This window comes from Streptomyces sp. NPDC055749, from assembly GCF_053617235.1.
In genome coordinates, this window is record NZ_JBSHFH010000019.1 from 40,068 (window position 1) to 53,195 (window position 13,128).

Below are 13,128 nucleotides of genomic sequence, written 5' to 3' on the forward strand. Positions count from 1 at the left end.
GCCCCCGTACCCCGGCCACACCCGGACTGAGGAGAAGCACCGCGTGGACACAAAGACGCAACTCAAGACCGCGGACAGCCCCACCGGCTCCGCCGAGCACGTCACGGAGCTGGCCGCACCGGCCGGCCGGGCCTACGCGCTCATCGAGGACGTCGGGCGCTGGCCGTTGCTCTTCACGCCCTGCATCTGGTCCCAGCAGCTGGAACGCACCGACGGCATCCAGCGCATCAGGCTCTGGGCGGTCGTCGGCCTGGAGGTGCGCAGCTGGACCTCACGCCGGGTGCTCGACCCGGTGGGCCTGCGCATCGACTTCGCCCAGGAGAACCCGGCAGCACCCCTGACGGAGATGACCGGGCACTGGCGATTCGAGGACGGCTCGCCGGGCCGTCTGGAGCTCGGCCACCGCTGGAGCACGACCGGCGAACCGCACGCCGCCGACCGGATCGCCGCGGCGCTGGACGCCAACAGCAACGCGGAGATCGCGGCACTGCGCGCCTGGGCCGAACGCCCCGAGGCGCCGGACTCGCTGATCCTGGCCTTCAGCGACGAGGAGACGGTCGACGCCCCGGCGGCCGAGGTCTACGACTTCCTGTACCGCGCCGATCTGTGGCCCGAGCGTCTGCCGCACGTCGCAGGGCTCGACCTGGAGACGGTCCCCGCCGACGACACGACGGCCGGCGCCGAGGTACAGACGATGGACATGCAGACCTCGGCCGCGGACGGCAGCGTCCACTCCACCCAGTCGGTGCGGCTGTGCTTCGGGAACGAGCGGATCGTCTACAAGCAGACGACGCCGCCGCGCGGTCTCCTGGCCCACTCGGGCGAGTGGGTGGTGACCGAGGGCCCTGAGGGTACGAGGGTCACGTCCCGGCACACCGTGGCGATCGACCCCGAGGCCGTCGAAGCCGTCTTCGGGGCGGGCACCACCACCGCCGAGGCGCTGCGGCGGGCCCGCGACATCATCGGCGCCAACAGCAGGGGCACCCTGCGCGCGCTGCGCGAGCGGCTCGACGGCACGGGTGGTGGCCGGTGACCGGTCGCACCACGGCCGGGGCACCGCCCACGGCACTCGGCCGGCTGGAGGAGGTGGCCGACGCGACGTACGCCTACATCCAGCCGGACGGCGGCTGGTGCGTCAGCAACGCCGGAATCCTGCTGGAGCCCGGCCGGGGCGGCCGGCCCGTCCTCGTCGACACGGCGGCCACCCTAGCCAGGGCCCGGGCCCTGCGCACAGCCCTGCACGGCCTCACCCCCGAACGGCCCCGGCTGATCGTCAACACCCATTTCCACGGGGACCACACCTTCGGCAACGCGGAACTCGCGGGCCCGGACACCGTCGTCGTCGCCCACGAGGGCACCCGTGCGGAGATGGCCGCGGCCGGTCTCGGTCTGACCGGCCTGTGGCCGGCCGTCGACTGGGGTGACATCGAGCTGCTGCTGCCGGAACTGACGTACCGTCAAGGGCTTACTCTGCACCAGGGCGAGCGCCGGATCGAGCTGGTCCACCCGGGCCCCGCACACACCACCAACGACACGCTGGTCTGGCTGCCGGAGGAGCGCGTGCTGTTCGCGGGCGACGTCGTGCTGCCCGGCTGCACTCCGTTCGTGCTGATGGGTTCCGTCGCAGGCAGCCTCGCCACGTTGCGCATGCTGCGCGAACTGGAGCCGCTGACCGTCGTGGGCGGCCACGGGCCGGTCAGCGGGCCCGAGGCGCTGGCCCACACCGAGGCGTACTTCCGGTGGCTCCAGGAGGTCGCCGCCGAGGGCCGCGCCGCCGGGCTCACGCCGCTCCAGCTCGCCCGGGAGGCCGGACCGGGGGAGTTCGCCGGGCTGCTCGACCCCGAGCGGCTGGTGGCCAACCTGCACCGCGCCTACTCCGAACTGGCCGGTGAACCCCTCGGCCAAGAACTGGACGTGATCGCCGTCTTCGGCGAGATGGTCGAGTACAACGGCGGTGTCCTGCCCCGCTCCCATGCATGACGGATCCCCGGGGCTGTTCGACGGGCTGCTCCCGGACCGGGCGCACGCGGCGGACTGCCTCGGCGACCCGGCCGGGCTGCGCCCGCACCCGGTGGAGGAGGCACAGCTCGGCGGGGCGGTGGTGGACCGGCGGCGCCGGGAGTTCGCCACCGCCAGGTGGTGCGCCCGCAGGGCGCTCGCCGCGGCGGGCGCACCCGACCCGGCGGCTCCGCTGTTGCGCGGGCGGCGGGGCGAGCCGCTGTGGCCGGCCGGTTTCACGGGCAGCATCACGCACCGCGCCGGATACCGGGCGGCCGTCGCCGCCCCGGCCCGCCGGGACGCTGTCCTCGGCATCGACGCGGAGCGCGCCGTGCCGCTGCGGCCCCCCGTGCTGGCCGCGATCGCATCGGATCCGGAACTGGCGCACCTGGCGGCGCTGCCGACAGTGGATGCGCTGCCCTGGGAGACGCTGCTGTTCAGCGTCAAGGAGGCGGTCTACAAGGCGTGGTACCCGCTGGCAGCCGCCCCGCTGACCTTCCGTTCGGTCCGGGTCGAGTTCCGGCCCCGTACGAACACCGCTTCGTGCGAGGGGAGTACGGGCTTCCTGACCGCCGAGCCGGCGGGCCCCGCCCGTGGGGCCGCGCCCGCCCTGCCCGTGCTGTCAGGCCGCTACCGCGCCGCCTGCGGGCTGCTGGTCTGCGTGGTCCACAGCACGCCCTCCGCGTAGGCCAGCGCCGCCGCGTCGAACTGCAGCGCGATGTGTGTCACCGACGCGTTGACGTCCCGCCAGTAGCGCTGCAACGGCTTGCCCTCGCCGAACCCCGTCGTCCCGCCGTTCGCCACCAGCCGGTTGACGGCCGAGGCCAGCATCCGTACCGACAGAGCCGTGTCGCGCAGATTGCGCCGGATCTGCCCGGGCGTCACGTCCGCGCCGAGGTCGGCGACGCGCGCACACCGTTCCAGCAGCAGCCGGGCGGCATCCGTCTCCCCGGCCGCGTGCGCGAGCACCCCGGCCAGCGCCTCACGGCTGGGTCCCGGCGCTTTCGGGTTCATCGTCGCGGACCGTGCCTTGACCTGTGCGTACGCCGTCCAGTGGGCGAGCGCCCCGTCGGTCGCGCCCAGCAGCGGCGCCGCGAAGGAGAGGCCGTTGGCCGCTTCGAGCGGCACCGTGTGGCAGCCGGCCGTTGCGGAGACGGGACTTCCGGTCAGCAGACCGGCGCGGGCGAAGCTGCGTCGGCCGGGCACGAACACGTCCGTGGCGACCACGGTGTGACTGCCGGTGGCCCGCATCCCGGCGCTGTCCCAGGTCTCCACCACGTCCACCGCGCCGCGTGGCACCGCGAAGACCCGGGGCTCGGCCCCGTCGGGCAGCGTGGCGCACAGCAGCAGCCAGTCCGCGTAGGCCACCGCGCTGACGTACGGCCAGCGGCCGGACACGGTGTGCCCGCCGGCCGCGGGGGCGGCCTTGCCGAACGGGGAGAGCGAACCGGCGACCAGCGGATCGGGGCCCTGCTCCCAGACCTCCCGCTGTCCGTCGGCGGGCAGATAGGCCGCCATCCGGGCCAGGTTGGCGGCCAGTGAGGCACACCAGGCGGTGGCGGGGCAGGCCGCGCCGACCCGGGCCACGGCGTCCGTGAGCTCCGCGAAGGTGCCCTCGGTGCCGCCGTGGGCGCGGGGCACGAAGTGGCGGGCGAATCCGGCGTTCAGCAGCAGTTTGACCACATCGGGGTCGAGCGTGCGGGCTTCCTCGGCCGTCCTCGCGGATGCGGCGGCCTGTCGGGCCAGTTCCTCGGTGTCCAGCATCGTTGTGCCTCCCATGGACCGCGTCGTGCGCGGTCTGCGTTCGCGCACCCGTCGCCCCCACGCTTCCGTCCGGCGCTGGAAGGCGGCTGGACCCCGGCTCGACAGACGGCCCGCGCCTGCCGGGCACCGGAAACCGGTCAGTGGTCGCCCGGCGGCAGCAGCCCGCGCAGCAACTGGTCGAGCCCGTCCTTGATCCGCTCCGGGGAGAATCCGCCCGAGCGCACCTGGTGGTCGATCAGGCTGGGCGTGAAGGGGGCGAGCAGGGCATCCGCCAGGTACGCCGCGTCGGCGTCCGGGCGCAGCTCGGTCACCAGGCCGCACGCGTGCGCGTGCTGGAAGGCGTACGAGGCATTGCGGTAGCGGGCGGAGGGTGAACTGGACTCGGCGAGCAGCAGCAGGTGCCGCTGCTCGACGGAGAGGTCGACGAGCGCGTGGAGGAAGGCGCGGAGCCGCTCTCCCGGTCCTGCCTGCGGCCCCAGCGGCGGCGGACCGGCCGCGATCCGGGCCCGGAACAGCCCGTCCTGCTCCTCCAGCAGGGCGAAGACCAGCCCCGCGCGGTCCCCGAAGCGTCGGTAGACCGTACCCACGCCCACGTCGGCCGCCCTGGCGACCTCGTCCAGTGCCAGGCGTTCCACGCCTCCTGCCGCCACCATGCGGGCCGCGGCGGTCAGGATCCGGTGGCGGTTGCGCGCCGCGTCGGCGCGTTCGGGAGCTGCGGACATGGCCGTGAGCTTAGACCGACCGGTTCTGGTCCGGCCGCTCGAGCGGCTCGCGAGGCAGTTCCTTGCGAAGTGGAAGATTTTCCGTTTAGGCTCGACGTGGACCACGCCGAACAGTTCCCCGTACGCCCCGAGGAAGAGGAAGTCCCCATGACTTCAGTGCAGTTCGACCCCGCGCCCACCGCTCCCGCCGAGGGCGACCCGGGTGCCTACAACCTTCAGGTCATCCAGCAGTTCAGGGAGAACGGAGGCAAGGTCGGGGGCCCCTTCGAGGGCGCGGCGCTGATCCTGCTCACCACCAGCGGCGCCAAGTCCGGCCTCGCCCGCACGGTGCCCACGCTCTACTTCGGGCAGTCCGACGGAAGCCTGCTCGTCTTCGGCAGCAACGGCGGCGCGGACACCCACCCCGCCTGGTACCACAACATCAAGGTGAACCCGCGGGTCACCGTCGAGGCCGGCGACGAGACCTACTCGGCCGTCGCACGCGAGGTGCCGTCCGGTGAGGAGCGCGACCGCCTCTTCGCCGAGGCGTCCGCCGAGGTGCAGGCGTTCGCCGACTACCAGGCCGGGACCGAGCGGCAGATCCCGTTGGTCGTCCTGAGCCGGAAGGACTGAGCCGTGCGCTACACACTGCTCGGCAGGACCGGAGTCCGGATATCCCGGCTGGCGCTGGGCACCATGACGTTCGGCGACAACTGGAAGCTGCCCGGATCCGTCCACGAGAGGATCCTCGGGCAGTACGCGGACGCCGGCGGCAACTTCATCGACACCGCCAACGAGTACGGTGACGGGTCGGCGGAGACGACGCTCGGCAAGCTGCTGGCCGGGCGCCGCGACCGGTTCGTCCTGAGCACCAAGTACACGATGCAGACGCACCCCGGCGACCCGAACTCCGCGGGCAACCACCGCAAGAACCTCGTACGTTCCCTGGAGGCGAGCCTTCGCCGCCTCGGCACCGATCACCTCGACGTGCTCTGGGTGCACGCCCGGGACACCCTGACACCGGTGCCCGAGGTGATGCGCGCTCTCGACGACCAGGTGCGCGCGGGCAAGGTGCTCTACGTCGGCGTGTCCGACTGGCCGGCCTGGGAGGTGGCGCAGGCCAACACCCTGGCCGAGCTGCGCGACTGGTCGCCGTTCGCCGGACTCCAGATCAGGTACAACCTGCTGGAGCGCACCGTCGAGCGCGAACTCCTGCCCATGGCCCACGCCTTCGACCTCCCGGTGTTCGCCTGGGGGCCGCTGGCCGACGGCCGGCTCACCGGCAAGTACCTGCGGTCCGAGGGCGGCAGGCTGGATCACGTGGCCTGGGGCCAGGGCGGCAGGGGTCCCGGCGACGACGTCGTCGAGGAGACCGTGCGCGTCGCCGAGGCGGCCGGCCTCAGCCCCGCCCAGGTGGCGCTCGCCTGGCTGCTGTCCCGGCCGGGCAACGTGGTGCCCATCCTCGGCGCCACCAAGGAGGAGCAGCTCGCCGACAACCTGGCGGCCGTCGAGGCGGTCCTGGAGGACGAGTGGCTGGCGCGCCTGGACAAGGTCAGCCGGGTGGAACCGGGCTTCCCGCACGACTTCCTCCGCTTCCCCGCGATGCGGGACGCGATCTACGGCGACGGCTGGCAGCAGGTCGAGGACCTGCGCTCCACCGTGCGGCGGGTACCGGCCGACGACCGGTACACGACGGCGCACTGAAGCCGGCAGCACGCCGAGGCGGCGGAGGGGAAGTTGCCCCTCCGCCGCCTCGCCGTGCCACCACCTGCGTCAGGGCTTCTTCACATTCACCGTCTCCGACAGATTCACCTTGGCCACGAGGTGCTCCACCTTCACCCGGACGACGACGCCGTTCGGGATCGTGAACCGGTCGGAGAACTCCTCCTCGCGCGCCCGGCCGTGGTACCTGCCGCCTATCCGGGCGGTCCACGTCCGCAGCTCGTCCAGGTCCTCGCTGAGCGTCGCCCGGCCCCGTACCAGCACGAAGGAGAACGGGGGCCGTTCGTCGTCCCACAGCATGGCGATCCGGCCGTCCCGCTGGAGGGAGCGGCCCTTCACGCTGTCCTTCTGGCAGGTGTAGATGATGTCGTCGCCGTCCATGATGACGCCGACCGGGACGACATGCGGACTGCCGTCCTTACGGACCACCGATGCCTTCGCGGTCCTCGGCGGGTCCGCCATGATGAATTCCCGCCACCAGCCATCGGGGGCGTCCACGTACTCGGGCACGTCTACTCCTTCTCCTGCTGTGTCGGGTTCTCGTAATCGGCGCGCCGCCAGGTCAGGACGCGTTCGGGCGCTCGGCCGCCCACCGGGTTCACGGCCGTACCGCGCAGCGACAGTGCCGCGCCGTCGAGCGCTGCGCGGCGCACCTGTTCGGTGCCCGCCATTCGCGGATGCGCGCTGACGACGACGGTGTGCGTCATCTCGTCGCCGGTCAGCCGCCACCGCCCGGAGTAGCCCATGTACGTCTCCAGGGCCGGGCCTTCACCGGTCTTCATCATGCTCACCGAGACATGACCGTCCGCGGTGTAGATCAGCAGCCCCGCCGGTGCGTCGCCCAGCGGTCCTGCCACTGTCTTCCCGTTCTCGTCCACCTCGGTGTACGAGTCGAGCCGCCACACCCCGACGACGTCGTCCGGGGTCATCGCACGCGCCGGCTGGAGACCCGGTACGGGCCGAGCCGGAACGACGCGCCCTGCCCGAACAGCCGTCCGGCGTCGGTGCTCGCCTCGTCGGCGAAGGCCAGCTCTGTGGGTGCGCCGACCGAGGGCCGGTAGTACGTCGTATGGGCGCGCGACGAGAGCCGGACGAGCCCCTTGTCGGTGGGCCAGGAGGCGTCCAGGAGGGACAGCAGCCCCATGCCGGCGTTGAGCTGCCGCGGCCTGATCAGCGTCTCATCGCCGCCCTCGTCGAGGGTCGCGGTCGAGCGGTCGAGCCGGAAACCGATGCGGTCGACCCGGAAGACCTCACGGCCGTCGAGCAGCCAGCGGACGACGCCGGCGGCGCGGTCGTAGGCGATACCGAAGCTGTGGGTGTCGTCGGGACGGCGATCGGCGAGCGGCACCGTGTGGGCGAACGAGGCGTAGTCGCCCAGCTCGCCGCGGGCGAAGGTGGGCCGGCCGTACCACGCGTAGATCCGCTTGTTGGTGACGACGAAGTCGAAGGAGACGGAGGTCTCCGGATCGGTCGTCAGCATCATCGCGGAGGCGAGGCGCAGATCGTCGTCGGGGTCGCTCACCGCGTCGCCGAAGGGGTGTCCTGCGGTGCCGTAGGTCCGGCCGGTGAGCCGCGTCTCGAAGAGCAGCTCGTAGCCGTCATCGGCGTCGAAGCCGGGGTGGCCGCTCGTCGCGGTGTGACTGGTGTAGGCGATGAACTTGGCGTGGTCGCCCGAGCCGGGCATACCGATCGGGTTGTCGGCGGGGATGGTCTGGGTGAACGCCGGTTCGCCGGTCACCGGGTGGCTGCCGCGTGCCCGCACGGACAGTTCGCCCTTGCGGGTGGTGACGACGCCGTCGTCGGCCCGGTACGGACCACCGGCCACGTGGAACCAGCGGGCGTCGTCGCCTTCGGCGCGGAAGCCGTCCGCGAAGTCGTCCCAGACCATGCGGTAGTCGCGGCTGCCCCGGCGTGCGGTCGCCGTCCCGGGCGTCGCCATGACGGTGCCCAGCGCGGCGGCGGCCAGCAACAGGACGTGCCGGGAGACGAATGTTCTGCGCGGCATCGGAGCCGCCCCTTTCCTCGTCGGATCTTGTTCCGCGGCCGGATCGGCCGACTGCTCGGCGCCGGGTGCGCCGGACGCGGTCACCGGTGGTCCGCCAGGACGGCGGAGACCGCCGCGGCGAAGGAGTCCACGACCGTGCCGGCCCCGGCCCGCTTCAGCTCGTCCGGTGCGGACACCCCGTACGAGACGCCGATCACGGCCATCCCAGCGGCCCGCCCCATCTCGGCGTCGGGCACCCCGTCGCCGATGACGACACACCGCCCGGCAGGCAGACCGAGCTCTCCGGCGACGTGCAGGGCCATGTCCGGATTCGGTTTGCCGCGCGCCACGGTGTCGTCACCCGCGATGACGTCCAGCCAGGCGTCCAGACCGGTGATCTGCGCGATCGCGTGCGCGGCCTTCTCCACCTTCGAGGTGGCCAGGGCAAGGCCGAATCCGGCCCGGGACAGGGCCTCCAGACCGTCGAGTACGCCCGGGTAGAGCAGTGCGGGACCCGCCTCCCGCACATGGGCGCCGAACCGCCGCCCGTACTCCTCGGTCGCCGCGGTGACCCGCGGGTCGTCGACGGGAAGGTTCATCAGACCGGCGAGCGAAGCGGGCAGAGGACGCCCGACCGTGGCCAGGATCGCCTGACGGGACACCTCGGTGCCCGCCGCCGCCAGGACGTCGGCGGTGATGGTGGCGATCGCCGCGGGGGTGTCGGCGAGCGTCCCGTCCAGATCGAGGATCACCCCGCGGGTCGCCGCGGGGGCGGTCACCGCTCGGCCTGCACGGAGCTCAGGGCGACGGAGAACTCACCGGCGACCCGGGCCGTGCTCAGCAGCAGCGACCGTCCGGCCTTCGGCATCATGCCGTCGGACGCCTTGGCGAGCGCCTTCATCAGATACGGGCTGACCGCGTTGCCCACGATCCCGTCCCGGTCGCACTGGGCGAGGGCCTCGGCGATGGCGGCCTCCACCACGTCGTTGTCCACCGCGTCCTGCTCGTCGATCGGGCTGGTGAGCAGGACCGTTCCCGGTCCGTTGACCTCCCAGTGCGCCTCGGCGGCACGAGCGGCGGTGTGCAGATCGTCCATCCGCTGCACACGCACGTCGGCCTCGCGCACCACGAACGCCGGCAGCTTGTCGGTGCGGTACCCGAACACGGGGATCCCCGCGGTCTCCAGGTACTCGGCGGTCAGCCGGTGGTCGAGGATGCTCTTGGCACCACCGGAGACCACGGTCATTTTCGTACGGCGGAACTGGAGCAGGTCGGGGGAGATGTCGAGGGTGTCCTGCCCCCGCCGGTGCACCCCGCCGATACCCGCCGTGGTGAAGACCTGGATGCCCGCCCGCTCGGCGATCACGATGGTGCCCGCCACCGTCGTCGCCCCGAGACCGCCGCCCGCCAGCGCGGCACCGATGTCCCGGGCGCTGATCTTCGGGATGCCCTTGGTGGCCGAGAAGCGCTCGATGAGGGCGTCGGTCAGGCCGACGACCAGCTTCCCGCCGGCGATCCCGATGGTGGCCGGAACCGCACCCGCGTCCCGTACCGCCTTCTCGATCAGGGAGGCGGTCTCGGACGAGGGGTCGGTGGTGATGAGCGACGACTCCAGTGCCACCACCGGACGGCGCTCCGCCAGGGCGGTGGCGATCTCCTCGCTGACCTCGAGCAGCGGATCGGGCTGTCGTTCCATGTCCGGGGTGTCCTTCCTCATGGGTGAGAACTGGTCCGGCCACCATCAGGTCCCCCGCTGGAGCGCCGGTCGAGCAGCCGTCGAAGCCATCACCGCAGCGGTACTCCAGAGAGAATCCGGTGACGCACGCCACGGTGGGAGGACCTGAAGGACGTCGAAACAGGGGGCAGTTGTGGCAAGGCGAACGGCAAGACGCAAGCTGGCGTACGCACTGGTGGCCGGAGCGGCGGTGACGGCGCTGCTGCCGGCCACCGCACAGTCGGTTCCGAAGGCGGCGGGCTCCGGCACGGCCCTGTTCAAGGACGGGTTCGGCTCCGGGTTCAGCACCGGCGAGAACGGCAACTGGCTGGTCCTCGGCGACGCCGAATGGCCGGAAGGGGACGCGGTCATCTCCACCTCGGGCGGTGTGCTCGACGTGAAGCCGACCGGCGTGAACCCGAAGACCGGTCACCCGGCCTACGCGCGGAGCGTGGGACAGGAAGGCGTCGAGGGCGGGGACGACCACATCAAGTGGATCGCCTTCCCCAACCGCTACACCGCCGACGGCACCCCGGGCTTCGAGGTCCCGGACACCGGTTCCATCAGCTGTGAGCACCGGGTGGCGAGCCGGACCTTCGGCACCGAGAACCCGTTCGGCCGCACGGTCACGGATCCGGCCTCCGACATCCGGCTGGCCTCCATCGCGCTGATCACCGCCGACTTCGAGTCGCGGGCGATCGCCGACTTCTCGGTGACCAACGACACCGTGTACGCCATCTACGAGCGGCTGCCGAGCGAGACCGGTGAGGACTACGCCGCGTACGGATACGCGATACCCGTCGCCAGGACCACCCCGGGACGGATGCACGACCTGGAGGTGCGCATCGACCAAGGGGGCAAGCGTGTCTCCTGGTTCGTGGACGGCGTGCTGAAACTGCGTACCGACAAGATCGGCACACGCGCCTTCGACCGCAAGTACATGACGCTGGACCACGGTGGCACCGAGGAACAGCTGACACTCAATCAGATCTCCTGCGGGATGGCGCTGGGCAGCCTCCTGGACGGCGCGAAGCCGGGTGCGTCCGACGGCACGGCGCTGGTCCGGCTCAAGGACAGGCCGGACTTCTACTTCGCTCCCCGGCGCGGTGAACCCGTGGAGCAGAAGTTCCTCGACCCCGAGAGCCGTGTCGAGAACCGGCTCTTCGGCCAGGGAGCACAGTTCCGGCTCGACGCGACCCAGGTGGTCGTCAGGCCCTGACCGGGCAGCGGGACGGTACGGACGATGGAGCGGGACCCCCATCAGGGGCGGTCCCGCTCCATCGCCATGTGCCGGTCGTGTTCTCAGCCCGCCCTGAGCAGGAGTTCGGGCTCGGGCGACGAGTCGCGCAGCCGGTCCTGGTCCCCGCTCAGCACCTGCTGGTGCAACCGCTGGATCCGGCCGGAGGGTTCGACCCCCAGCTCGCCGACGAGCGTGGCGCGCAGCTGCTGGTAGACCTCCAGCGCCCGCCAGTTGTGCCCGGACCGGCACAGCGCGATCATCAGCTGGGCGTGGAAGCTCTCGTGCAGTGGGTGCCGGGCGACCAGCATGCGCAGCTCGCCGATGAGTTCGGCGTGCCGGCCGAGCCGCAGGTCGGCCTCCACACGCAGTTCGAGTGCCCTTGCCCTGCCCTCCTCGATGCCCAGGATCTCGGTGTCGAGGAGGGGGCCCGTCGGTACGTCGACGAGCGCCGCGCCCTGCCACAACCCGAGCGCCCGGCCCAGCAGTTCGGCCGCACGGCCGGCCTCTCCCTGCTCCAGCGCCGTGCTTCCCTCCGCGGTCAGCCGCTGGAAGTCGACGACGTCGCTGCTGAGCACCGGCTCGCTGAGCTGGTATCCGCCGAACCGCGTGGTCAGTACGTCCTTGGCCGTCGGCCGCCGGGCGTCCGGCCGTGCGGCGCTGATTCTGCGGCGGAGCTGGAGGATGTAGGTCTGGAGCGTCGTCTGTGCGCTGCGGGGTATTCGGTCCCCCCAGATCTCCTCCATCAGGACGGGGACGGGGACGATGCGTCCTGCCCGCAGCGCGAGGAGCGCCAGTATCTGGCGGGGTTTGCCGGCGCTCGGAACGACTGATGTGCCGTCGAGGCGTACGTCGAGCGGTCCCAATACTTTGATTTCCACAACCAGGCCCCCTGTTCGGAAATTTCAACGGGAGCTTTGCAGAGGAATTCGAATCCTCACAGTGAATCCGTCACGAAAGCACCCATGAATTCTTCACATGTGACGGACGGTGGGTTCCGGAGGGGTCGAATCAAGCCATGTTCAGAATTAACGAATCCGATGCGGCGATGTAATTCGAGGCTCGAATGTGAATTGTGGCACAGTCCGGGAGGGGTGACCAGCTTTATGTAACGTGAATTTCTCGCTGCCTGGAACCGGACGTAACGAAAACCCCGCCCCGAATCCGGGGCGGGGCTTTCGAGGTGTCCTGAGCGGGTCAGGAACGTGAACCCTGCCTGCTGTGATCAGTTGCGCCGGCAGTCCACGTGGCTGATCGCCTTCCACTCCTGACCCGGGAATCGGATGTACGCGTCGTCGGTGAACCGGTTGCTGTCGACGATACGGAACTCGTCGGCGCTGTCGGCATGTCCGGCAGGAGTGACGTACGGACCTTGGAAGCGCAGCATGCCGTTCTTCCAGCCACGGGAGTCAGCGGTTCCTGTATTGCCCCAGGTGTCCCAGTAGAACGTGGTGAACTCGTTGTCGATCGCGTTCCTGCCGAACACCCAGCGCCCCTCGAAAGGAGGCGTACCGCCGGTCAGACGCATCTCGTAGAACGCGCCTCCCAGGGTCTTCTCCGTCTTCCAGTCGACGTTGACCGTGACCGGTTCGGCGAGAGTGAGATCGGTGTACGCGCAACTGAAGTCGCCGAGCAGGAAGTCCAGTTCGGTGATGGGGCCGGCTCCCGTCCGTCTGTCGGGAGCGGCCTGCTGTCCCCAGGCGGTCATGGAGCCGGTGGAGACGAGTACGAGCGCGCCTGCCAGACCTGCGAGTGCGCGACGCCGGAACCGGCTGGAAGGTGTGGTGGACATGGGGCACGTTCCTCTCGTGGAAGGGGATGTGCCGCTCAGCGTTGCCGGTCGGGCTCGAGAGGGGGTCGAGGAGGAGTGGCGGACGGACGGACCGTTGCCCCCCCCCGCGCGGGGGCGGCGGGGGCACCGCGGGGAGGGGCGTCCGCGGTCTGTTATAAAAAAAAACCAGCCCACCAGACCCCCACACAAATCGGATTCCGGCGTGGGCGTGTAAAA

The 13,128-nt window shown here is 71.1% G+C and carries 15 protein-coding genes; 6 read left to right on the forward strand and 9 right to left on the reverse strand.

Annotation, left to right across the window (positions count from 1 at the left end):
• Window positions 1-43 precede the first annotated feature (43 nt).
• Genes ACWGO0_RS16685 through ACWGO0_RS16695 form a run of 3 tightly spaced genes read left to right on the forward strand, consistent with a single transcriptional unit; the run spans window position 44 to window position 2,686 of the window.
• A complete protein-coding gene (locus ACWGO0_RS16685; RefSeq protein WP_453534536.1) occupies window positions 44-1,033 on the forward strand; it encodes an aromatase/cyclase in 990 nt (329 codons plus the stop codon).
• Window positions 1,030-1,980, forward strand: coding sequence for an MBL fold metallo-hydrolase (locus ACWGO0_RS16690; RefSeq protein WP_453534539.1), 951 nt, complete (start codon window positions 1,030-1,032; stop codon window positions 1,978-1,980). The genes ACWGO0_RS16685 and ACWGO0_RS16690 overlap by 4 nt, the downstream gene beginning before the upstream one ends.
• Window positions 1,973-2,686: a 4'-phosphopantetheinyl transferase family protein gene (locus tag ACWGO0_RS16695; RefSeq protein ID WP_453534542.1), complete on the forward strand. Its 714-nt coding sequence runs from the start codon at window positions 1,973-1,975 to the stop codon at window positions 2,684-2,686. Before ACWGO0_RS16690 ends, ACWGO0_RS16695 begins: the two co-directional genes overlap by 8 nt.
• On the opposite strand, the gene ACWGO0_RS16700 is transcribed toward ACWGO0_RS16695, so the two are convergent.
• Both ACWGO0_RS16700 and ACWGO0_RS16705 read right to left on the reverse strand, forming a co-directional pair.
• Window positions 2,629-3,777: a hydrolase gene (locus ACWGO0_RS16700; protein ID WP_453534545.1), complete on the reverse strand. Its 1,149-nt coding sequence runs from the start codon at window positions 3,775-3,777 to the stop codon at window positions 2,629-2,631. The genes ACWGO0_RS16695 and ACWGO0_RS16700 overlap by 58 nt on opposite strands.
• Before the next feature lie 122 nt (window positions 3,778-3,899).
• Window positions 3,900-4,484, reverse strand: coding sequence for a TetR/AcrR family transcriptional regulator (locus ACWGO0_RS16705; RefSeq protein ID WP_453534548.1), 585 nt, complete (start codon window positions 4,482-4,484; stop codon window positions 3,900-3,902).
• A gap of 147 nt (window positions 4,485-4,631) precedes the next feature.
• On the opposite strand from ACWGO0_RS16705, the gene ACWGO0_RS16710 reads away from it, so the two are divergent.
• Together ACWGO0_RS16710 and ACWGO0_RS16715 are read left to right on the forward strand one after the other, a co-directional pair.
• Window positions 4,632-5,096 (forward strand): nitroreductase family deazaflavin-dependent oxidoreductase, encoded by a 465-nt coding sequence (locus tag ACWGO0_RS16710; RefSeq protein ID WP_453534551.1) that lies wholly within the window; start codon window positions 4,632-4,634, stop codon window positions 5,094-5,096.
• Window positions 5,097-5,099: 3 nt separating this feature from the next.
• The gene (locus ACWGO0_RS16715; RefSeq protein WP_453534554.1) at window positions 5,100-6,167 is read left to right on the forward strand and encodes an aldo/keto reductase; all 1,068 of its coding nucleotides are present in this window, start codon (window positions 5,100-5,102) and stop codon (window positions 6,165-6,167) included.
• Window positions 6,168-6,236: 69 nt separating this feature from the next.
• Here the strand turns inward: ACWGO0_RS16715 and ACWGO0_RS16720 are convergent, their stop codons facing one another.
• From ACWGO0_RS16720 to ACWGO0_RS16740, 5 genes are all read right to left on the reverse strand, one after another.
• Window positions 6,237-6,695, reverse strand: coding sequence for a PPOX class F420-dependent oxidoreductase (locus ACWGO0_RS16720; RefSeq protein WP_453534557.1), 459 nt, complete (start codon window positions 6,693-6,695; stop codon window positions 6,237-6,239).
• 2 nt (window positions 6,696-6,697) lie between these two features.
• Window positions 6,698-7,114: a lipocalin-like domain-containing protein gene (locus ACWGO0_RS16725; RefSeq protein WP_453534560.1), complete on the reverse strand. Its 417-nt coding sequence runs from the start codon at window positions 7,112-7,114 to the stop codon at window positions 6,698-6,700.
• Window positions 7,111-8,190, reverse strand: a complete 1,080-nt coding sequence (locus ACWGO0_RS16730; RefSeq protein WP_453534563.1) for a DUF6081 family protein — start codon at window positions 8,188-8,190, stop codon at window positions 7,111-7,113. Before ACWGO0_RS16730 ends, ACWGO0_RS16725 begins: the two co-directional genes overlap by 4 nt.
• Window positions 8,191-8,270: 80 nt before the next feature.
• Window positions 8,271-8,948, reverse strand: coding sequence for an HAD family hydrolase (locus ACWGO0_RS16735; RefSeq protein WP_453534566.1), 678 nt, complete (start codon window positions 8,946-8,948; stop codon window positions 8,271-8,273).
• Entirely contained in the window at window positions 8,945-9,865 is a 921-nt protein-coding gene (locus tag ACWGO0_RS16740; RefSeq protein ID WP_453534569.1) for a pseudouridine-5'-phosphate glycosidase, read from the reverse strand. Before ACWGO0_RS16740 ends, ACWGO0_RS16735 begins: the two co-directional genes overlap by 4 nt.
• 172 nt (window positions 9,866-10,037) lie before the next feature.
• On the opposite strand from ACWGO0_RS16740, the gene ACWGO0_RS16745 reads away from it, so the two are divergent.
• A complete protein-coding gene (locus tag ACWGO0_RS16745; protein WP_453534573.1) occupies window positions 10,038-11,102 on the forward strand; it encodes a DUF6081 family protein in 1,065 nt (354 codons plus the stop codon).
• A gap of 83 nt (window positions 11,103-11,185) precedes the next feature.
• Here the strand turns inward: ACWGO0_RS16745 and ACWGO0_RS16750 are convergent, their stop codons facing one another.
• On the reverse strand, window positions 11,186-12,001 hold the full coding sequence (locus tag ACWGO0_RS16750) for an AfsR/SARP family transcriptional regulator (protein ID WP_453534576.1): 816 nt from the start codon (window positions 11,999-12,001) through the stop codon (window positions 11,186-11,188).
• Between the two features lie 344 nt (window positions 12,002-12,345).
• A complete protein-coding gene (locus ACWGO0_RS16755) occupies window positions 12,346-12,912 on the reverse strand; it encodes a hypothetical protein (protein ID WP_453534579.1) in 567 nt (188 codons plus the stop codon).
• Window positions 12,913-13,128 lie beyond the last annotated feature (216 nt).

Excerpts from the sequence above, each read along its gene's own strand:
- ACWGO0_RS16695 (WP_453534542.1), top strand. The coding sequence starts at position 1,973 with ATGCATGACGGATCCCCGGGGCTGTTCGACGGGCTGCTCCCGGACCGG.
- ACWGO0_RS16700 (WP_453534545.1), bottom strand. The coding sequence starts at position 3,777 with ATGGGAGGCACAACGATGCTGGACACCGAGGAACTGGCCCGACAGGCC.
- ACWGO0_RS16705 (WP_453534548.1), bottom strand. The coding sequence starts at position 4,484 with ATGTCCGCAGCTCCCGAACGCGCCGACGCGGCGCGCAACCGCCACCGG.
- ACWGO0_RS16710 (WP_453534551.1), top strand. The coding sequence starts at position 4,632 with ATGACTTCAGTGCAGTTCGACCCCGCGCCCACCGCTCCCGCCGAGGGC.
- ACWGO0_RS16725 (WP_453534560.1), bottom strand. The coding sequence starts at position 7,114 with ATGACCCCGGACGACGTCGTCGGGGTGTGGCGGCTCGACTCGTACACC.
- ACWGO0_RS16730 (WP_453534563.1), bottom strand. The coding sequence starts at position 8,190 with ATGCCGCGCAGAACATTCGTCTCCCGGCACGTCCTGTTGCTGGCCGCC.
- ACWGO0_RS16740 (WP_453534569.1), bottom strand. The coding sequence starts at position 9,865 with ATGGAACGACAGCCCGATCCGCTGCTCGAGGTCAGCGAGGAGATCGCC.
- ACWGO0_RS16755 (WP_453534579.1), bottom strand. The coding sequence starts at position 12,912 with ATGTCCACCACACCTTCCAGCCGGTTCCGGCGTCGCGCACTCGCAGGT.